General features: G+C 64.9%; 18 protein-coding genes. 11 read left to right on the top strand and 7 right to left on the bottom strand.

Annotated features, from left to right (window positions below; genetic code table 11):
* Nucleotides 1-8: 8 nt before the first annotated feature.
* From TQ38_RS29885 to TQ38_RS04540, 7 genes are all read right to left on the bottom strand, one after another.
* Nucleotides 9-1,196, bottom strand: coding sequence for an SEL1-like repeat protein (locus TQ38_RS29885; protein WP_162792206.1), 1,188 nt, complete (start codon nt 1,194-1,196; stop codon nt 9-11).
* Nucleotides 1,193-2,587, bottom strand: coding sequence for an HlyD family type I secretion periplasmic adaptor subunit (locus tag TQ38_RS04565; protein WP_043971947.1), 1,395 nt, complete (start codon nt 2,585-2,587; stop codon nt 1,193-1,195). Before TQ38_RS04565 ends, TQ38_RS29885 begins: the two co-directional genes overlap by 4 nt.
* Nucleotides 2,584-4,758, bottom strand: a complete 2,175-nt coding sequence (locus tag TQ38_RS04560) for a type I secretion system permease/ATPase (protein ID WP_043971949.1) — start codon at nt 4,756-4,758, stop codon at nt 2,584-2,586. Before TQ38_RS04560 ends, TQ38_RS04565 begins: the two co-directional genes overlap by 4 nt.
* The gene (locus tag TQ38_RS04555) at nt 4,751-6,262 is read right to left on the bottom strand and encodes a TolC family protein (protein WP_162792205.1); all 1,512 of its coding nucleotides are present in this window, start codon (nt 6,260-6,262) and stop codon (nt 4,751-4,753) included. The genes TQ38_RS04560 and TQ38_RS04555 overlap by 8 nt, the downstream gene beginning before the upstream one ends.
* Nucleotides 6,263-6,728: 466 nt before the next feature.
* The gene (locus TQ38_RS04550) at nt 6,729-7,193 is read right to left on the bottom strand and encodes a hypothetical protein (protein ID WP_052505584.1); all 465 of its coding nucleotides are present in this window, start codon (nt 7,191-7,193) and stop codon (nt 6,729-6,731) included.
* The gene (locus TQ38_RS04545) at nt 7,193-7,381 is read right to left on the bottom strand and encodes a hypothetical protein (protein WP_240197944.1); all 189 of its coding nucleotides are present in this window, start codon (nt 7,379-7,381) and stop codon (nt 7,193-7,195) included. Before TQ38_RS04545 ends, TQ38_RS04550 begins: the two co-directional genes overlap by 1 nt.
* Nucleotides 7,382-7,651: 270 nt before the next feature.
* Nucleotides 7,652-7,897: a hypothetical protein gene (locus tag TQ38_RS04540; RefSeq protein WP_043971954.1), complete on the bottom strand. Its 246-nt coding sequence runs from the start codon at nt 7,895-7,897 to the stop codon at nt 7,652-7,654.
* Nucleotides 7,898-8,306: 409 nt separating this feature from the next.
* On the opposite strand from TQ38_RS04540, the gene TQ38_RS04535 reads away from it, so the two are divergent.
* The 11 genes from TQ38_RS04535 to TQ38_RS04485 all read left to right on the top strand — a co-directional run bounded on the left by TQ38_RS04535 (nt 8,307) and on the right by TQ38_RS04485 (nt 19,865).
* Nucleotides 8,307-10,349 (top strand): conjugal transfer protein TraG, encoded by a 2,043-nt coding sequence (locus TQ38_RS04535; RefSeq protein WP_043971957.1) that lies wholly within the window; start codon nt 8,307-8,309, stop codon nt 10,347-10,349.
* Nucleotides 10,350-10,351: 2 nt separating this feature from the next.
* The gene (locus TQ38_RS04530; RefSeq protein WP_043971960.1) at nt 10,352-10,756 is read left to right on the top strand and encodes a hypothetical protein; all 405 of its coding nucleotides are present in this window, start codon (nt 10,352-10,354) and stop codon (nt 10,754-10,756) included.
* Complete coding sequence (gene trbB / locus TQ38_RS04525; RefSeq protein ID WP_043971962.1) at nt 10,753-11,784, top strand: P-type conjugative transfer ATPase TrbB; 1,032 nt, start codon at nt 10,753-10,755, stop codon at nt 11,782-11,784. The genes TQ38_RS04530 and trbB overlap by 4 nt, the downstream gene beginning before the upstream one ends.
* Nucleotides 11,781-12,119: a TrbC/VirB2 family protein gene (locus tag TQ38_RS04520; RefSeq protein WP_043971965.1), complete on the top strand. Its 339-nt coding sequence runs from the start codon at nt 11,781-11,783 to the stop codon at nt 12,117-12,119. The genes trbB and TQ38_RS04520 overlap by 4 nt, the downstream gene beginning before the upstream one ends.
* Nucleotides 12,116-12,400, top strand: a complete 285-nt coding sequence (locus tag TQ38_RS04515; RefSeq protein ID WP_043971967.1) for a VirB3 family type IV secretion system protein — start codon at nt 12,116-12,118, stop codon at nt 12,398-12,400. The genes TQ38_RS04520 and TQ38_RS04515 overlap by 4 nt, the downstream gene beginning before the upstream one ends.
* Nucleotides 12,394-14,853: a conjugal transfer protein TrbE gene (gene trbE, locus TQ38_RS04510; protein WP_043971968.1), complete on the top strand. Its 2,460-nt coding sequence runs from the start codon at nt 12,394-12,396 to the stop codon at nt 14,851-14,853. Before TQ38_RS04515 ends, trbE begins: the two co-directional genes overlap by 7 nt.
* A complete protein-coding gene (trbJ, locus tag TQ38_RS04505; protein WP_043971970.1) occupies nt 14,853-15,599 on the top strand; it encodes a P-type conjugative transfer protein TrbJ in 747 nt (248 codons plus the stop codon). Before trbE ends, trbJ begins: the two co-directional genes overlap by 1 nt.
* 134 nt (nt 15,600-15,733) lie before the next feature.
* Nucleotides 15,734-17,038, top strand: coding sequence for a P-type conjugative transfer protein TrbL (gene trbL / locus TQ38_RS04500; protein WP_043971972.1), 1,305 nt, complete (start codon nt 15,734-15,736; stop codon nt 17,036-17,038).
* Nucleotides 17,039-17,041: 3 nt separating this feature from the next.
* Nucleotides 17,042-17,866: a conjugal transfer protein TrbF gene (gene trbF, locus TQ38_RS04495; RefSeq protein ID WP_043971976.1), complete on the top strand. Its 825-nt coding sequence runs from the start codon at nt 17,042-17,044 to the stop codon at nt 17,864-17,866.
* Entirely contained in the window at nt 17,863-18,687 is an 825-nt protein-coding gene (gene trbG / locus TQ38_RS04490) for a P-type conjugative transfer protein TrbG (RefSeq protein ID WP_043971978.1), read from the top strand. Before trbF ends, trbG begins: the two co-directional genes overlap by 4 nt.
* Nucleotides 18,684-19,865 carry a TrbI/VirB10 family protein gene (locus tag TQ38_RS04485; protein ID WP_043971982.1) on the top strand — a complete coding sequence of 394 codons (1,182 nt, stop codon included), beginning with the start codon at nt 18,684-18,686 and terminating at the stop codon, nt 19,863-19,865. The genes trbG and TQ38_RS04485 overlap by 4 nt, the downstream gene beginning before the upstream one ends.
* The last annotated feature ends 11 nt before the right edge of the window (nt 19,866-19,876 follow it).

Raw genomic sequence — 19,876 nt, 5'->3', positions numbered from 1 at the left:
CAGTTCCCTCAGTTGGCGGTAGTTTGCTCGCAGAAAGCAGACTGTGTGGCACGCGATTTCGAGACTAGGCGTTTGAACTTAGGATATTTCGCGGCAAGATAGGAAACGTCCATGGACTCAAGGAAAATAAGCGCTTCCCCCTGCGCATTCCTGAAGCGATGATAGACGAACCAGCCACAGCTGTGGGGCTTATAACTTCCCGTTGAAAATATTAGATTGTCGCACACACCTACATGTACGCATTCTGTACGAAGGCCGGTGAACGAGTAATTTAGAGTAAAAAGAACTTCTTCACGAGAGCTGCCTGAAAGCCCCACGGGCCTAGTGAAATTCCATCGCTCAGATTCACACCTAGTCATAGTCCCGGTCCATACGCGAGACAATGCCGCCTCCATTAACAGACACGGCCCCCGGGCCTTCCGAGTATCTCCGGAATATATCGGACTATTATAAAATTCCTTTGCCGAAAGATCTCCAATTTTCAAAATCCCAAAATATTTCCCATCATACTGAAGATCGCGATCGTATTCTAAGCTAGGATTATGCTCGAGGCGTTCACGAAAGTAATTTTCTTCCCACGAAGCTGGGGCGGCTGCCTCAATTTGGTTTGCCGTGGAAGAAAGTGCCTTAACGTGATCGTTTATCATTTTATATTTAGGGCGTTCTCCTGATTGCCTCTGTATTCCATCGACTGGCTGGCCTAAATATACAGGGACTGCCATTAATGTGCGCCCATTATTTCCAGGAACGTATATTGTACGTGATCCGCCTGACGGCATCGATGCGTCCTTGAAGAGGCGCCGAGCATACTTCGAATTTTGCGGAACACCTTGGCCTGTTTCGAATGCCGTCGCGAGCTCGATCTGTGCCTCTTTATCGCCGGATCTGGCTCGAACGGCTAGAACTTGTAATTCTGAAAATGCTGCACCTTTTTGGAGTGGAATACCCATATATTGGGTCGGAGAGGTGCAGGATGTGCTAGTAGTCATCGCCAAGGCAGCCACCGCGATACTCCGCCGCCAGCTATATGCTATCGCACTTTTTTCTACCACGGGCATGCGCAGGAATGATTTGGTTTTGCGGCTAGAACCTGAACCGGATCTGCGCGAGATCAGACGCAATAGGTAGAGGTTTTCATATCGCGCTGCGTTGAAAGTATCATAGCGATGCTCGGAAGTATATATTTTTGCCTTCATTTCTCTCTCCCCGCTTGCGAGACGGCCTTTTGCAACGGACTAAATAGGTAGCTAATGATCCGCCTTGTTCCTGTTTTGATATCCACCGTCGCCGCAAGCCCTGGTGTTAGAACGTAACGCCTTCCGTCCGCGTCGATGAAAGATTTGTCCAAAACGATAGTTGTCGGAAAAACTGACCCTAGCTCTTTGTCTTGGACCGCATCACGACTGATTGAGAGTACGCGGCCCGGCACAGTGCCGTATCGTGTGAATGGAAATGCCTCGAGCTTGACGGCGGCATCTTGCCCCGCGTGTACGAAACCCACATCCTTGTTGAGGATTTTCGCTTCTACCTCGATCCCACCGCGGTTCGGAACAACCGCCATCAGCGGCTTTGCCGCTTCCACCACACCGCCCACGGTATGTGCGTCCAACTGCTGGATGGTGCCGTTGACCGGTGAAACCAGTCTCTGGAAACGGCTCATCTGCTTCGCCTTGGTCACTTCCTCACGGCGCAAGATGGCGTCTGCTTCGGCCTTGGCGAGATCCGTCAGGGCAGTATGGCGCGCCTGTTCGCGCGCCTCACGGCTTTGCTGTTCAAGTTTACCGGCCTCGGCGAGCCCTCGGGTGATCTGCGTCACCGCTACATCGCGATCGCCCGCCTCCTGACGGCGCTGCCTTTGCAATTCCAGAAGGCGTTGGCCCGGGGCATAGCCCTTGGCGTCAAGCCGATTCATGCGCTCGATCTGACGATCAAGGATCGGGACTGTATCCGTTAGCCGGGCCACCTGCGCACGAGCCGAGTCCGCGTCTGAGAGCGCCGAACGACGAGCGGAAGACAGGCTTGCCATCGCCGCCTCGATTTCGGCGAGTTGCGCCGCAATCAGACGCCGCTGGGTGTCGGCTATCTCGGGCGAGGTTCCTGCCGGCGCCACAAAATGCAGTCCCTGCCCCGATAGCGCATTTGCGATTGCCCGATTACGGGCAATGTCGAGTTCGGCCGAGGCCAGCGCCTTCTCCGCCTGAGCGAGATCGGCTCCGGTCAGCGTGGGATCGAGGTCGAGGAGGGCTTGCCCCTTATGCACGGCGTCACCGTTGCGGACATAGATCGCCCTTACGACGCCTTGCCCGGGGGACTGGACGAGCTTGGTATTCCCGGTGGGGATCAAGCTGCCCGGTGCCGAGGCCACGACATCGACGCGGCCGAACACGGTCCAAGCAATCGTGATTGCAAGGCCGCCAAGCAGGACCCACGCCGTGGCCCGTGCCGTCGGCGAAACCGGTCGCTCAGCAACCTCGAGCGCCGCCGGCAGGAAGTCGGCTTCGCGCGTCGGGACAAAGTTCTTCGCCCGCTCCTTCTCAACCCGCACCGCTTCGCGCAGAACGTCCCAATGATGGCCCCAGGCACTCATGCGGCAATCCCTCCGCTCTGGCGGCGATGGAGGTCGGCATAGCGTCCATTTGCCCGCAAGAGCTCTTCATGGTTACCGCGCTCGACAATGCGGCCGGCCTCGAGGGCGATCAGGGTATCGCACTGCCGGACGGCGGAAAGGCGATGAGCAATGATGATCACGGTGCGTCCTGCCGCCATGGCCTTGAGGTTGCGCTGGATGATCTCCTCGCTCTCGGCATCGAGCGCGCTGGTCGCCTCATCGAGAATGAGAATGCGCGGCTGATTGACTAGGGCGCGGGCGATCGCGAGACGCTGGCGCTGACCTCCAGACAGATTGGTACCGCGCTCTTCGACGAGGGTGTCATAGCCCTGCGGCAGCTTGACGATGAACTCGTGCGCCCCGGCGAGTTCGGCTGCGGCCATGACCTTCTCGATCGGCATGGCCGGATTGGACAGCGCGATGTTCTCGCGGATTGTCCGGCTGAACAGGAGGTTTTCCTGGAGGACGACGCCGATCTGCCGACGGAGCCATGCCGGATCGATTTGGGCGATGTCGACACCGTCGATGGTGACGCGCCCGGCCCCGGGCACGTAGAGCCGCTGCAGAAGCTTTGTGAGCGTCGACTTGCCCGATCCGGAAGAACCGACGATGCCCAGTGTCGAGCCCGCCGGAACGATCAGGTCGATGTCGTCGAGGGTCCAGGGACCATCCAGACCGTAGCGAAATCTCACGCTTTCGAAAGCAACGGCACCCTTGAGCTGCGGCAATGCTACACGGCTGCCGGTACCGGGCTCGATAGGCTGGTTGAGCACGTCACCGAGACGCTCGATGGCAATGCGCACCTGCTGGAATTCCTGCCACAGCTGCGCCATGCGGATGACCGGACCGGAAACCCGCTGCGCGAACATGTTGAACGCCACCAGTCCGCCGACGGTCAGGTCCTTATCGATCACCGCGCGCGCGCCGAAATAGAGGATCAGCACCATGTTGATCTTGGAGATCAGCTGGATCAGCTGGCTGCCAGTGTTGCCGAGATTGATGACCTTCTGCGAGGCGAAGCTGTAGCCGGCGAGCTGGCGCTCCCAGCGATCCTGCCACTGCGGCTCGACCGCGCCGGCCTTTACCGTCTGGATGCCACCGATGCTCTCGATGAGCAGGGCGTTGTTGGCTGCGGACCGCTCAAACTTCTCTTCGATCCGCGCGCGCAGCGGACCGGTGATGAAAACGGCGACCGCGATGTAGCAGGGGATCGTCAGGATCGAGATCAAGAAAAGCTGGGTGGAGTAGAACCACATCACGATCAGGAAGATGACCGTGAAGATCGGATCGACCAGTACGGTCAACGATGCGTTAGTGAGAAACTCCCGGATCGTCTCGAGTTGGCGAACGCGCATGGCGATGTCGCCGACCCGGCGCGCCTCGAAGTAGGAGAGGTTGAGGCCGAGCAGGTGGCGGAACAGCTTTGCCCCGAGCTCGACATCGATCTTCTGGCTCGTCTCGGAATAGAGCCGGGTACGCAGCCATCCGAAGGCCGTTTCCCAGACGGACACGACGCCGAACCCGATCACCAGGATGGTCAGGGTGTCGAGGGTATTGTGGACGAGCACCTTGTCGATGACATTCTGGAAGAATAGCGGTGAGGCGAGCCCGAGAAGATTGATCCCCAGCGTAATAAGCAGGACCTCGCCGATCAGACGCCGGTACTTGACGATCTGCGGAATGAACCAGCTGACGTCAAAGGCCCGGCTGACCCCGCCAACGCCTTCGCGGGTGGTCACCAGTAGCAGCTCGCCCGACCACATTGCCTCGAGCGCGTCACGACCGATCTTCATGATCTGCGGCTGCACGCCGTCAACTGAGTGGCACGGCGGTTGGATCAGAACTTCGTCGTCCGCCACCCGGGCGATGACGAACCAGCCCGCGGGGCCATTGGCGAGCGCGGGTAGCGGCATCTGGCGCAGCTTGTCGAAACTGCCTCGCGACGATTTGGCGCGGACCTCGTCCTGACGCTTGGCGAGACGCTTGAGATCGTCGGCATCGATCGCGCGGTCATGCCCAAGGCCGTGGCGCAGCTGTTGTGGATCGACGGCAATGCGGTGCAGCGCGAGAACCGTCGCGAACGCGAAAAGACCGCTATCGTCTCGCGGGGGCAGTGTTTCTGTCAGCTCGGGATTATGCATGTCATTCATCGGTTGCACCCCGGAGCGGAGTGATGGCGGGGTTCGATGGTCCGCTCGTGGCCAGCGGGTGCTCCCGGGCATAGACCGGCGGGACTACGACGGACGCCGGCTCCGCGCTGTGTGGCTGAGTGATGGGCTGTGGCTTGCCGCTCGGTGCAGCCAGGCCGTCGAGCGCGCGCACTGCCGCGCCCCATGGCACGCCGCTGCGGGTCTCTGCCTTTCGGGTGTAGATGGCCGGATCGTAGGTGCTGGCTCCCTGGACCAGGCGGCCGGCTTCCAGCTGGCCGAGTTGGCGCAGCAGGTAGGCCTGCGCAACATAGCTGTCGCGCTCGCTGGACAATACCGCGATCTCGGTTTCACGCAGCGAGTTCTGGGCATAGAGCACGTCGAAGGTCGAACGCAGGCCCTCGCGGTATTCTTCGAAGGTGCCGTCGTAATAGACTCGTGCAGCCTTGAGCTGAACGTTCTGGGTGGCGACATTGCGCTCGGCCGTGACCCACTGGTTCCAGGCATTGATGATCGTCTGCACGACCTGCCGCCGCGTGGCGACGATCCGGAGCCGATCCGCGCTTTCACGGTTCTCGGCCTGCGCGACCATCGAGCGAATACGGCCGCCGGCGATCAGCGGAATCGTCAGGGTTGCCCGGCCGGTGAAAGTCACATCCTGATCCCGACGGTGGAAGGGAATGGCCTCACCGTTTGTCCCGGCAACGCCCTGAATCGACAGGCTCGGACGACCTTCAGCCCTGGCTACGGCGATCTGTCCTCGCGACACCCTGTCCTGCGCGATCGCCTGCCTCAGATCGGGGTTGGCGTGTTCCGCGCTCGCAAAGGCATCATCAATGGTCCCCGGTAACCCAGGCAGCGCGGGGGGCTGCGCGAGGGTGCCTGGCTCGCGGCCGACGATCGCCGCAAATGTCGCTCGACTGGATTCCAGTTCGGCGCGCGAGCCGTCGAGTTGGACCTGGGCTGCCTGGAGCTGGGTTTCGGCCTGCGCGATGTCGGTGCGGGTCAGTTCCCCCGCCTCACGGCGCGCGGCAACTTCATCCAGCATTTTCTCAAGAACACGGACGTTGGTCTCGCGAATGGCCACGACCCGGCTGCCCCGGCGTACATCGCTATAGGCGGCGATCAGGTTGACCAGCATGTCGCCTTCATCGCCGCGCAGGGCTTCGCGCCCGGCTTCGATGCCCGCGCGGGCACTGGCGATCGCGCTACTGATACGCCCCCCGGCATAAAGGGGCTGGTCGGCGATCAGGCTGGAGGCGAGGCTGTTGCGCTCGATGTGGGGATCATTGAGCCGATCAACCAGCGGCCGGGATGCCTGGGTGGTACGCCCGGGCAAGGTCAGGTCGTACTGGCCCGAGACCTGGAGATCGACCGTGGTGCGGGCGCGGGCCAGGGCGAGGCCAAGCTCGTCGTCCGTGGCGCGCAGGTCGTAACGCGCCGCGGCAAGCGAGGGATTGGAGACATAGGCCTGCACCACCGCAGCCGCCAGGCTGTCGTTCGGCACCGGCTCGATCGCTTTCGCCCCTTCAGGAGCAGAAGGCAGCGATCGATCCGCGGAGGGGATAGTTACAGCTTCGCTGCGCCCAGAAGCCGCGTAGAGGCCCTGAACCGGTGCAAGCAGAAGTGTGGCAAACGCAAGTTTGCCCTGAACAGGAAAATGCATGTAGCGAGGACTGCCCATCCGCCAAGTCGAGCAAACCACGATAAGGTAGCTCAGGCGCGTGGTCGCATCCGCCTGAGCATAGAGGAGAACGCCGTTACGGGCGCCGCTTATGGCCTCGCTATCCGTCGAGCAAACGCTGACGGCTGACACGGCGGGCGCGAAACAGCGCTATCGCAGCGCTGCGGTCGCAAAACCTGAACGTCATAAAATACCCCAATACCCCTATTGATAATTGCTCGCATGTTTCGCGAAGCATTTCAATCGGAATATGGCGAACTGTTGCCCCCACCGAGGGCCTTGCAAAATTTTAATCGGCGGGCACTGATCGCGGTAATTTCAGGCCGGACACCGCCCAAGAAGACCTGTCGCTGTACGCATTATGCTCGGCTTTCAATGGAGAGCGGAAACTCCTTTTGCCGGAGGGCTGATCTAAAAGCGATAAAGGCGCTGAACTTGCGAGCACCACGGGCGCCCATGCGTCGATAGGAGGCATATCTTGAAAAACCAGGGGTAACATGGCGGTGAGCGCCGCCCAGACCCGATCGGCTTCGGTGGCGATCAGCAGATGTTCGAGGGAGTCCGCTTCGACCTCGAGAGCGAGAGCGAGATGCCAGGCGCCTGCCGCTGCAGGAACATGTCCCGCACTGACCACTCGCACCCCCGTCCACGGGAGTTCAAGCTTTTCGCGGTCGATCTGTACGATGAGGCCGTGGTGAGATGTCGCGGCGATAGTGACGCGCGGCGAATTTGGGCGGATCGCTGTTTCGCTCATCAACGAAATACGCCGCAGATCGCCAGGTCGCCCCAGATGATCTTGGCGTTTCCGGCTCCCGTACTCGTGTTTACCCGGTCCTCAAGGGTTGGAATCGCATCGCCAGGGAAGCTGATCTCGATCCCCTGCGTGTCGGAGACGGGCTGCTCATCGGCATCGAGGATGCAAAGCAGGGGCAAGTGTTTCACGCAGTACTGGATCTTGGCTCTCCAGCGCCGGTGATCGGGGCGATCAAACAACGTCGAACACAACAGGCTGACGCGACTTACAGCCGGATTCGCCGGGCGAGAGGACGCTCCAGTGATCGACGCACCGATCTGATGAAAGAAGCCACCGAGAGGGACGGCACTGGAACAATGTCGTCCATCGCCGCATCAGGGCGCCATCGGGCTGAGCGATCGGCCAAAGCCGCTAGGGCGCCGCTGGAATCCATAGCCAGCGAACGGCGAATGCCGGCATCACTGTATTGCCATGCGATGGACCTCTGATCGCATGCGATCGACTTCCGCGATCGCAGCTTCGAACGCTTTAAAATCCTCGGCGAAGTCGCGCTTCTCCGTAATTGCCGCCACGATCCGCTGCTGGATGGCGAACGCTGCTTCTTCGGCCTGGCGCAATTGCTCGGCGACTGCGCGACCTTCGGGCGAACGGCGCGCCAGAATGTCGGCCCACGCTTCGCCGCTTCCATGGTCATGGTCTGGCATCGGTCAAGTCTCCACATGCTGTTCCGGGCCACATCATGCCAAATTCCGACAATCCAGCCAATGGGCCGGTGGGCCGAGAAGCGCGTAACTTCCCTCACACAACAATTAGCTGCTTCCGCAACCACCTTCTTCCGTGCGTGCGGCCGGCGAAGCGGCTCGGTAACGACGAGTTCAACGGGTCGCGTCTGCCGGCGCAGACTGATGGTGTGGCTCATGGTCCGATCCTTTCCCGAGTTGCCGTCAGCGATCTTGGGATAGGCTGGGCAAGCCAAACGCCGTGACCTCCGAGACACGGAAGACCTCCAATCGATACGTGAGGACCTCAGCGAGCATCTCACCCCGATCAGTCACTTGTGTGATTCTTGGCTCGTGACCGCCCTCTTAGGAACGAGCGCGGTCGGAGACACGCATGACACCTACCAAGCTGCTAATCGGACAAATCCTCGTGGTGCTCGGGATCATCATCGCGAGTATCTGGACGTCCACGCAATGGGCAGCGGCGAGTCTGGCCCACCAACCAGAACTCGGGCCTCCCTGGTTCCATTTGTTCGGCGCGCGTGTCTACCATCCGTGGTCGATTTTCTCGTGGTGGTTCTCATTCGAAGCGTATGCTCCGGCTATCTTCGATGAAGCGGGCGCGATCGCTGCGGCTGGGGGATTCCTAGGCTGCGGCGCAGCTATCTTCGGCTCGGTATGGCGCGCGCGCCAGTCAGGCACGGTCACCACCTACGGTTCGGCCCGCTGGGCAACGAGCAAGGACGTAGCAACTGCCGGACTGTTCGGAAATGACGGTGTCGCCTTGGGCCGGATCGGCGCCCGGTATCTTCGTCACGACGGCCCTGAACACGTCATGGCGTTCGCCCCGACCCGCTCAGGCAAAGGCGTTGGCCTGGTCGTGCCGACCCTGCTCTCTTGGACCGGTTCCACAGTCGTCCACGACATCAAGGGCGAGAACTGGCAGTTGACCGCTGGCTGGCGCGCGCGCTTCTCGCATTGCCTGCTGTTCAACCCGACTGATGCCCGGTCCGCGCGCTACAATCCCCTGCTCGAAGTGCGCCGCGGCGACGGCGAGGTCCGCGACGTCCAGAACATCGCCGACATCCTCGTCGACCCGGAAGGCGCGCTGGAACGGCGCAGCCACTGGGAAAAGACCAGCCATTCTCTGCTGGTCGGCGCGATCCTCCACGTCCTCTATGCCGAGGAGGAGAAGACACTCGCTCGCGTCGCGACCTTTCTGTCGGACCCGCAGCGTTCGTTCGCCGCCGCCCTGCGCCGGATGATGACGACCAACCACCTGGGCACTGCGGAGGCGCCTCGCGTGCATCCGGTGGTCGCGTCCGCTGCACGCGAACTGCTGAACAAGAGCGAGAATGAACGCTCGGGCGTGCTCTCGACCGCGATGTCCTTCCTCGGGCTTTATCGCGACCCGACCATCGCTGCAGTCACCGCGCGATCGGACTGGCGGATCGTGGACCTCGTCGAGGCTAAGCATCCGACGTCGCTCTACCTCGTCGTGCCGCCCTCGGACATCAGCCGCACCAAGCCGCTCATCCGGCTGATCCTCAACCAGATCGGCCGGCGGCTCACCGAACGGCTCCAGGCGATGGCGCCCGCGGCCTCCGGCGACACCCATCGCCACCGCCTGCTGCTCATGCTCGACGAATTCCCAGCGCTAGGCCGCCTGGACTTCTTCGAGACCAGTCTCGCCTTCCTTGCCGGCTACGGGGTGCGCGCTTTCCTGATCGCACAGAGCCTGAACCAGATCGAGAAGGCTTACGGCGAGCACAACGCCATCCTCGACAACTGCCATGTTCGCGTCGCGTTCGCGAGCAACGACGAGCGTACCGCCAAGCGCATTTCGGATGCGCTCGGGACAGCGACCGAGCAGCGCGCGATGCGCAACTATGCCGGGCACCGGCTCGCCCCCTGGCTTGCCCATGTCATGGTCAGCCGCCAGGAAACCGCCCGCGCGCTCCTGACGCCGGGCGAGGTGATGCAGCTTAGTCCAGCCGATGAACTGGTGCTCGTCTCGGGGCAGCCGCCAATCCGGGCGAGAAAACTGCGCTACTACGACGACCCCGCATTCGCCGCGCGTGTCCTTCGCGCGCCCGCCCTCGACGACACGTGCTACCGCGACGTGCCTCCCGCGCGCACCGATGACTGGGGCGCCGAGGTCCGCAGCGCCGATGCGCGGCTCGCGCCCGACGTCGAGGGTGACGGCGACGCGGAGACCGGCGGCCTCGAGCAGGCGCGCCATCCCGCACACGAGGTCGAGCCTGTCCTGCGCCCAGAGCCCGAGCCTGCCGATCTGCTGGGCCTTGCCGAAGACAACAGCGACGGGGCAGCCGAACGCCGCGCGATGGACCGGGTGCAGGCAGCCAGCGTTGCCCGGTCCGTTTACGGGCTCGATGCCGGTACCGGTCGCCCCGACGACCTGCAGCTGGACTTCTGACCATGGCGGAAAAAGTACGCCACCAGCTGTTCCTCCCCAAGCCGCTCAGCGATCGGCTCGAAGCGCTCGCCGCCAAGCCCGGCGCGTCGAAGTCCGCGATCCTGACCGACGCGGTCACGGCTTGGCTCAATCGCCGCGGTGCCTCCGAACTCGAAGACCGGTTCGCGATCCGGCTCGACCGGATGACCCAAGCGGTTGGCCGCGTCGAGCGCGACACGCATGTGACCCTGGAGACGATCGCGCTGTTCATCCGCTTCGAGCTGTCGATCCAGGCACCGCTTGCTGAGAACGACCAGGCCGGGCGCGCCCTGGCCGCCAAGCGCTTCGAGGCGTTCGTCCAGCAGGTCGGGCGCCAGGTGGCCGCCGGCCGCCGCTCGCTGGGTTCCTTGCCGGAGCAGCGGCCATGAGCGCCGACGCCACCGCTACCTATTCCTCTGCCGAGCGCCCCGCCGCAGCCGCGGCCCAAAGAAAGCGCCGCATGCTGGTCACTGCGCTAGGGCCTGACATCGCCGCGGCGATGCGCGATCCGCGCGTTATCGAGATCATGGTCAACCCGGACGGCGCGCTGCGCTTGGACCGGCTCGGCGAGGGTCGGCTCGATACCACCGTGCGGCTGAGCCCGGAGCAGGCCGAGCGCATTATCCGCCTCGTCGCCTCCCACGTCCGCGCCGAAGTGCATGCCGACCTTCCGATCATTTCGGCAGAACTTCCGCCACATGCCGAAGGCCAGGCCGGCGAGCGCTTCGAAGGTGTGCTGCCGCCGGTGTCCAGCGCGCCCTGCTTCTCGATCCGTAAGCCGGCGGGGCGCCTCCACACGCTCGATGATTATGTCACGGATGGACTGATGACGCCCGCGGTCGCCGCAGCGCTGCGCAGCGCCGTCGCGCGGCGCGACAACATTCTCGTCGCGGGCGGGACGAGCTCGGGAAAGACGACGCTCGCCAACGCGCTGCTCGCCGCGATGGCGGCGTGCGATGCCCGGGTCATCCTGATCGAGGACACGCGCGAATTGCAGTGCCCCCTGCCCGATACCGTCGCGCTGCGCACCCGGCCGCCGCACGTAACGATGACGCAGTTGGTCCGCTCGACAATGCGGCTGCGCCCCGACCGCATCATCGTCGGCGAAGTGCGCGGCCCCGAAGCGCTCGACATGCTCAAGGCGTGGAACACCGGCCATCCCGGCGGGATCGCGACGATCCATGCCAACAGCGCGCTCGCCGCGCTCTACCGGGTCGAGCAGCTCGTGCAGGAAGCGGTGCTCACCGTGCCGCGCCAGCTCATCGCCGAAGCCATCGACATCGTCGTGTTCATCGCCGGACGCGGCACCGACCGCCGCGTCTCGACCCTCGCCCGGGTGACCGGGATTTCCCGCGACACCGGCACCTACACGCTCACCGACATCCTCGACCCCCGACCCAAGGAGAACTGCCCATGACGCTTTCCCACTCTCGCTCCCGCACCCACCGGCACCTGCTGCGCGCCGCGGGCCTGGGCTTCGCGCTCGTCCTGTCAACCCAGGCCCATGCGTCGGGCTCGGGCATGCCTTGGGAAGAGCCGCTGCAAAAAGTGCTCGAATCCGTCCAGGGCCCGGTCGCCAAGATTGTCGCGGTGATCATCATCATCGTCACCGGGCTTACCCTCGCGTTCGGCGAGACCGCGGGCGGGTTTCGCCGGCTGATCCAAATCGTCTTCGGGCTCTCGATCGCGTTTGCCGCATCGAGCTTCTTTCTTTCCTTCTTCAGCTTCGGCGGTGGGGCGCTGGTCTCGTGAGCGGTCCAGGCGCCAACGGCGGCGAGCACACCGAGGGTTTCGAAGTGCCGATCCACGGCTCGCTCGGATCCCCGCTGCTACTGGGCGGTGCGCCGCGCGGGATCGCCATCGTCAATGGCACGCTCGCGGCGGCGGTCGGCCTCGGGCTCCAGCAATGGCTGGCCGGCCTTGGCCTTTGGGCGCTCGGGCACAGCGTCGCGGTCATGGCCGCGCGCCGCGACCCGAGCTTCGGTCCGGTCCTCATCCGCCACTTGCGCCAGAAGGGGTTTCTCGCATGCTGAACCTGCGCGAATATCGCCCGCGCTTTGACCGGCTGGCTGACCACCTGCCCTGGGCGGCGCTGGTGGCGCCCGGCGTCGTGCTGAACAAGGACGCGAGCTTCCTGCGCGTCCTGCGCTTTCGCGGCCCCGACCTCGAATCGGCGACCGAAGCGGAGCTGGTCTCCGCCTGCGCGCGGGCGAACAATGCGCTCAAACGCCTGGGCAGCGGATGGGCGCTGTTCTTCGATGCCGAGCGGCGCGAAAGCCATTCCTACCCCGTCAGCGAATTTCCCGACGCGGCGAGCTGGCTGGTCGACCGTGAACGGCGCGCCGCCTTCGAGGCCGAGGGCGTCCACTACGAGAGCCGCTATCACCTGACGTTGACATGGCTGCCGCCAGCCGACGCGGCTGACAGCGCCGGGCGCTCGCTGGTCGAGCGGCCCGATGCCGACCAAGGCACGCTCAAGGGCCGCGACTGGCGCGGGGCACTGGCCCGCTTCATCGCCGAGACCGACCGTGTCATGGACCTGCTCGCAGGGTTCATGGCCGAGGTCCACGCGCTCGACGACGACGCGCTGCTGGGCTTCCTCCACGCGACCGTCTCCGACCGCAGCCATCCAGTCATCGCCCCCGAAACGCCGATGTATCTCGATGGTCTCCTTACCGACACCCCGCTTGTCGGCGGCCTAGAGCCGCGCCTCGGCTCCCTGCATGTTCGCACGCTCACGGTCCTGGGATTTCCGAGCCTCAGCCGGCCAGGTATTCTCGACGCGCTCAACCATCAGGACTTCGGCTACCGGTGGGTCACGCGCTTCATCGCGCTCGACAAGGCGCAAGCGACCAAGACGCTGACCGGCCTGCGCCGACAATGGTTCAACAAGCGAAAGTCGATCACAGCGCTGCTGCGCGAGGTGCTGTACAACCAGCCGGCCCAGCTGCTCGACAGCGATGCGGACAACAAGGTGGTCGACGCCGACCAAGCACTGCAGGAGCTCGGCGGTGACCATGTCGCGTTCGGCTACCTGACCATGACGATCACCGTCACCGATCACCGCCGCGAAGCGGTCGAGGAGAAGGTCCGCAGCGTCGAGCGCATCGTCAACGGCCTCGGCTTCACTTGCATGCGCGAGGGCGTCAATGCAGTCGAGGCGTGGCTGTCCTCTCTGCCGGGCCATGTCTATGCCAACGTCCGCCAGCCCCTCGTCCATACGCTCAACCTTGCGCACCTGATGCCGCTGTCGTCAGTCTGGGCCGGCCCGGCGCAGAACGCGCATCTGGGTGGCCCGCCGCTGCTCGTCGCCAAGACCGCGGGCGCGACGCCCTTTCGCGTCTCGACGCATGTCGGCGACGTCGGCCACATGATGGTCGTGGGTCCTACCGGCGCCGGCAAGTCGGTCCTGCTCGGGCTCATCGCGCTCCAGTTTCGGCGCTATCCTGGGGCGCAGGTCTATATCTTCGACAAGGGCAACTCCGCCCGGGCCGCCGTGCTGGCGATGGGCGGCGCGCATCACGCGCTCGGCTCCTCGGACATCGACGGCGGCGAGCTCGCCTTCCAGCCTTTGGTGGGAATCGACGACATGGCCGAGCGCGGCTGGGCGTCGGAATGGATCGCAGCGCTGCTCACGCACGAGGGGGTGGTGGTCGATCCGCAGGTGAAGGACGCGGTGTGGAGCGCGCTCGGCAGCCTCGCCTCGGCCCCGCGCGCGGAACGCACCCTGACCGGCCTTGCGCTCCTGCTTCAGTCCAATGCCCTGCGCGTAGCTCTCCAGCCCTATACACTGGAGGGCCCGTATGGCCGGCTGCTGGATGCCGCCGAGCAGCAGCTGGCGCTCGCCGACGTCCAGTGCTTCGAGACCGAGGCGCTGATGGGCCGGACGGGCGCGGTCGCGCCGGTCCTGTCATATCTGTTCCACCGGCTCGAGGAGCGGTTCGACGGGCGGCCGACATTGCTCGTCCTCGACGAGGCCTGGATCTTCCTCGACCACCCCCTGTTCGCGGCACGGATTCGCGAGTGGCTCAAGGTTCTGCGCAAGAAGAACGTCGCGGTGCTCTTCGCGACGCAGAGCCTTGCAGACATAGCCGGCTCCGCCGTCGCACCTGCCATCATCGCGAGCTGCCCGCAGCGCATCCTGCTACCCAACGATCGCGCCATCGAGCCGCAGGGCCACGCGATCTACAGCAGCTTCGGCCTCAACGACCGGCAGATCGAGCTGATCGCGCGCGCCACCCCCAAGCGGCACTACTACCTTCAATCCGCACGCGGGAACCGCCTGTTCGAGCTCGGGCTCGGCCCGGTGGCGCTGGCGCTGTGCGGTTCGTCGAACCCTGCGGCCCAGGCGCGCATCGATGCCGTCCTCGCCGAACATGGCCCTTCGCGCTTCGCCGAGGCCTTCCTGCGCACGAGCGGCCTCGATTGGGCCGCCGACATCGTCGCCAACCACTCTGTTGCCCCCAGCCTTGAAGGAGAACACTGATGCGTATCCCTACCGCGAAGCGCCTGAGCGCCTCCGTCTTCAGCCTGGGCGCCGGCGGCGCGCTGGCGCTGGGCATCGCCGCACCGATCTGCCCGGCCAATGCCCAGCTCACAGTCTTCGATCCCAGCAACTACGCCCAGAATATCCTCACCGCCGCGCGCACGCTGCAACAGGTGAACCAACAAATCCAGCAGCTGCAGAACGAAGCGCAGATGCTCGTAAACCAGGGCAAGAACCTGTCGCGCATCGACTTCCCGCAGCTCGACGCGATCAAGAGCAAGCTGGCCGCGATCGACGCGCTGATGGGACGCGCGACGAACATCGACTTCAAGGTCGACCAACTCGACCAGAAGTTCGCCAAGCTCTACCCGCAGGATTTCAGCTCGTCGCTCACGACGGACGCGCGGGTGCGCGATGCACGCACCCGCCTCGAGACCAGCATGGCAGCGTTCCGCCAAACCATGACCGTGCAGGCCGGCGTCGCCGAGAACATCCATGACGATGCGGAAGTGCTCGGCCAGATCGTCGAGAAGAGCCAGGGCGCACAAGGCGCTCTGCAGGCGCAGCAAGCGACTAACCAACTGCTGGCCCTGGCGGCGAAGCAACAGCTCCAAACCCAGCAACTGCTGGCGGCGCAGTTCCGCAGCGACGCCACCGAGCAGGCGCGCAAAGCCACGCAGGCGTCCGAAGCGCGCGCGGCCACCAAGAAATTCCTCGGCTCCGGATCGGCCTACACGCCCCAGTAGCCCCCTGCGGGCCTGGAGGCCCGATCCGGCAGGGCGGTGACGATACCTCTCCCGTCGCCGCCGTCGCGAGGCGCGGCCCAGCTCCCCAGCCGCGCCTCGCGACACCCCATCACTTCCCCAGGAGGACATGTGCCTTGAATGACCTCAATGTCATCGACCGCTTCCTGACGGCGTTCACCACCTACATCGACAGCGGGTTCGGCCTGCTCGGCCCCGATGTCGGGTTCCTGACCGCCACCCTGATCGGCATCGACATAACTTTGGCCGGGCTGTTCTGGGCGATGGGCGGCGAGGACAACGTCATCGGCCGTTTCCTGCGCAAGATCCTTTATGTCGGTGCGTTCGCCTATATCCTGAACAGCTTCTCGACGCTCGCCGACATCATCTTCAAGTCGTTCGCCCAGGCCGGCCTGACCGCGGGTGGCGGTACGCTGAGCGCCGACGACCTGCTCAAGCCGGGGCGCCTCGCGGGCACGGGCTTCGAAGCGGCGTGGCCCCTCCTCGACCAGGCCAGCGACATGGTCGGCTTCACCACGTTCTTCGACAACTTCCTGACGATCATTGTGCTGCTGTTCGCCTGGGCGCTCGTCGTCATCGCCTTCTTCATTCTCGCGGTGCAGATGTTCGTGTGCATCCTCGAGTTCAAGCTCACCAGTCTCGCCGGCTTCATCCTTGTGCCTTTCGCGCTGTGGAACCGCACGAGCTTCCTCGCCGAGCGCGTGCTCGGAAACGTCGTGAGTTCGGGCATCAAGGTGATGGTGCTCGCCGTCATCGTCGGGATCGGCTCGAACTTCTTTTTCGAGTTCACCGGCGCGATCAAGGGGCAGGAGCCGGACATCGGCGAGGCCATGAGCCTAGTGCTGGCCAGCCTGTCGCTGCTCGGCCTCGGCATCTTCGGGCCGACGATCGCCTCGGGCCTGGTGTCGGGCGCGCCGCAGCTCGGTGCCGGCGCCGCGATCGGCACCTCGGTCGGCGCTGGCGGCATCGCGATGATGGCAGGTGGCGCGGCCGTCGCAGGCGCACGCCTCGCGGGCGGCACCGCGCTCGGGGCCGTGCGATCTGGCACGGCGATGGGCTCGGCCGCGTCCAGCTCCTATCGCGCGGGCCAGGAAGCGGCCGGAAAGCCCTCGGTCGGCGCAGGCCTTGCAGGCGTCGCCCGCGCGGCGGGGACTGCGGCCAAAAGCCGCGCCGCCGGGGCGATGGGCCTCGGCCAAGCCGCCCCGCCCGAAGCACAGGCGGCATCAGACGCATCAGGCCAGCAAGCCCTAGCCGCGAACCCGTCCGGTGGATCGAGCCAGGGCGGCGCTCCGGCCTGGGCCCGGTCCCTGCGCGCCGAACAAACCAGCCGGCACCGCCGCCAGGTCGCGATCCACGCGCTCCAGCAGGGCGACCGCGGCGGTGGTTCCGCCACGCCCGACATCAAGGAAAGGAACGACTGAGCCATGTTCTTCAAACGCAGCCTCCAGCGCTACGGGCGAACGCCTCCGCCCGAAACGCCCTACCAACGCGCCGGGCAACTGTGGGACGAGCGGATCGGCTCGGCCCGGGTCCAGGCGCGGAGCTGGCGGCTCATGGCCTTTGGTTGCCTGGCGCTGACCATGGGGACCTCAGGCGCGCTCGCCTGGCAATCAGTGCAGAGCCGGGTCACGCCTTACGTCGTTGAAGTCGACCGGCTTGGCGAAGCCCGGGCGGTCCAGCCGGCCGAGGTGGCCTACCATCCTAGCGATCCCCAGGTCGCATGGCAGCTGGCCCGCTTCGTCACCAGCGTGCGCTCGGTGTCGCTCGACCCGGTGCTCATGCGGCGCGACTGGCTCGAGGCCTACGATTTCACGACCCGGCGCGGCGCGCAGTTCCTGGGCGAATATGCCCGCAGCGCGGCACCGTTCGCACAAGTCGGCGAGCGCTCGGTCTCGGTTCAGGTGACGAGCATCGTGCGCGCGTCCGATACCTCGTTCCAGGTCAAATGGGCGGAGACCGCCTATGAGCGCGGTTCGGAAGCGGGCACCAGCCGCTGGACGGCAATCCTCACGATCGTAACGCGGCCGCCCGCATCGGCCGAAGTGGTGCGCCGCAATCCGCTGGGTATCTACGTCGATGCCATCGACTGGAGCCGCGAACTCGACACGACCCAGCCCCAACGCGCACCGGCACAGGCACGGCCAACAACGCCTGCGCTGGCTCCATCGCCCGCCAACATCCCGGTCGGATCTCCGCTCGATCCGACCGGCCGCGTGCAGCCATCCAACCGCCAGGAGACGAAACGATGAACCTTGCCTTCTTGCCGGCATGCGCCGGCCTCGCGCTTGCGAGCCCCGCCCTAGCGCAGACATCGGTGCAGCAGGTGGCCGCAGCCACCGGCGCAGCCACCGTGCGCCCCACCGCTGGCGGGTTCGTCGCCGGTGCCCATGTCTATGCTTATGCGGAGAGCGCGATCTTCGAAGGCTATGTCGCTCCTGGGCTCGTTACCGACCTTGCCCTCCAACCGGGCGAGGCGCTGGTTGCCGTCGCCAGCGGCGACACCGCCCGCTGGGTGATCGGCGATACCACCAGCGGGGCGGGCGAGACCCGGCAGACGCATGTTCTGGTCAAGCCCTTCGCGGCCGGGCTCATTACCAACCTCGTGATCACCACTGATCGGCGTGCCTATCACGTGCGCCTGGTCAGCACGCCCGGAACCGCGATCTCCTCGATGCGCTGGACCTACCCGCAGGACGAGTTGCTAGCCTTACAGCGCAAGGCCGATACGGCGCAGGCCGCCCTGCCCGTCGCCGCCGGTATCGCCGTCGAACGGCTGCATTTCAACTACGCGATCCTGGGCGACCGGCCGGCGTGGAAGCCGCTGCGCGCTTTCGATGATGGGACGCGAACCTACATCGAGTTCCCGGCCTCGCTCGGCCAGGGCGAGGCGCCGCCGCTGTTCGTCACAGGCGCCGAGGGCAAGGCCGAACTGGTCAACTACCGCCAGCGCGATCGCTACTACGTGGTCGACCGGCTCTTCGATGCGGCGGAACTTCGCCTGGGCCTCAAGAAGCAGCAGGTGGTCCGCATCCTGCGGGTGGCCGCGCCCAAGCTGCGGAGGGGCGCATGACCGATCCTGTCACCGCTGCCGTCCCGCCGAAAGTGGATCCGGAAACGCTGCAGCTGCGCGCGCGCCCTCCCCGCGCGATCCGCTTCCGGCGCGGCGTCATCATCGGGGCCGCCGCGCTTGGCTCGGTGAGCCTGGTGGGCATTGCCTGGATGGCGCTGAAGCCGCAGGTGTTCCGCCAGGTGGCGCAGGACACCGAACTGTCCCAGCCACTGGCGAAGCCAGCCTCGGACACGCTCGCCGGGCTGCCTTCCAGCTATGGAGATGTCCCGAAGCTCGGGCCCGCGCTTCCCGGTGACTTGGGCCGTCCGATCCTGAGCGCCCAGCGGAATCGCGCCGAGGGCGAGACGGCGCCGGGCCGGACCGACGATAATGCCGAGGCCAGGCGGCAACAGCGCCTGGCCGAAGCGAAGGCCGCCCGCGAGTCCGGCCTGCTGGCCCAGATCGCGTCCAGCCAAAGTCCTTCGAAGGCAGGTTCGTCTAACGCGTCAATGACGCAAGGAGAACTGCAGGCGGGCAAGGATGCGGGCGCGCCGGAATCCAAGCCTACGCACAAGGAGCAATTCATTAATGGGCGCAGCGATGCCGCGACGGCCAATTCGCACGGCGTGATCGCGCCGATCTCGCCCAACACGCTGCTGGCGGGCAGCGTGATCTCGGCAAGCCTCATCACGGGCTTGAATTCCGACCTGCCCGGCGTGGTGATCGCGCAGGTGACGCAGAACGCCTACGATACGGTGTCCGGCAGGATACTGCTGGTGCCGCAAGGCGCCCGGCTGATCGGGAAGTATGACAGCGTGGTAGCCTACGGCCAGCGGCGCGCGCTCGTCATATGGCAGCGGCTCATCCTGCCGAATGGCGGTTCGGTCCAGCTCGACTACATGCCGGCGACCGACCCATCGGGCTTTGCCGGCGTGGCCGACAAGGTCGACTTTCACACGTGGACGCTGCTGAAGGGTGTCGCCATCGCGACGATGCTCGGCGTCGGTACCGAACTGACAATTGATGGCGAAAGCGATTTAGTCGAGGCGATCCGCGAATCCGCCCAGACCAATACCGCGCGTGCCGGCGACCAGATCACCCAGCGCAACCTCGACATCCCGCCGACGATCACGGTCAGGCCCGGCGCGCCGGTGCGCCTGCTGGTGACCCGCGACGTGGTCCTGGCACCCTGGCAATAGCGACGGAGGCA

Source organism: Novosphingobium sp. P6W, assembly GCF_000876675.2.
In the GTDB taxonomy this organism is placed as follows: Bacteria; Pseudomonadota; Alphaproteobacteria; order Sphingomonadales; family Sphingomonadaceae; genus Novosphingobium.
This window is presented reverse-complemented; position numbering and strand designations above follow the sequence as displayed.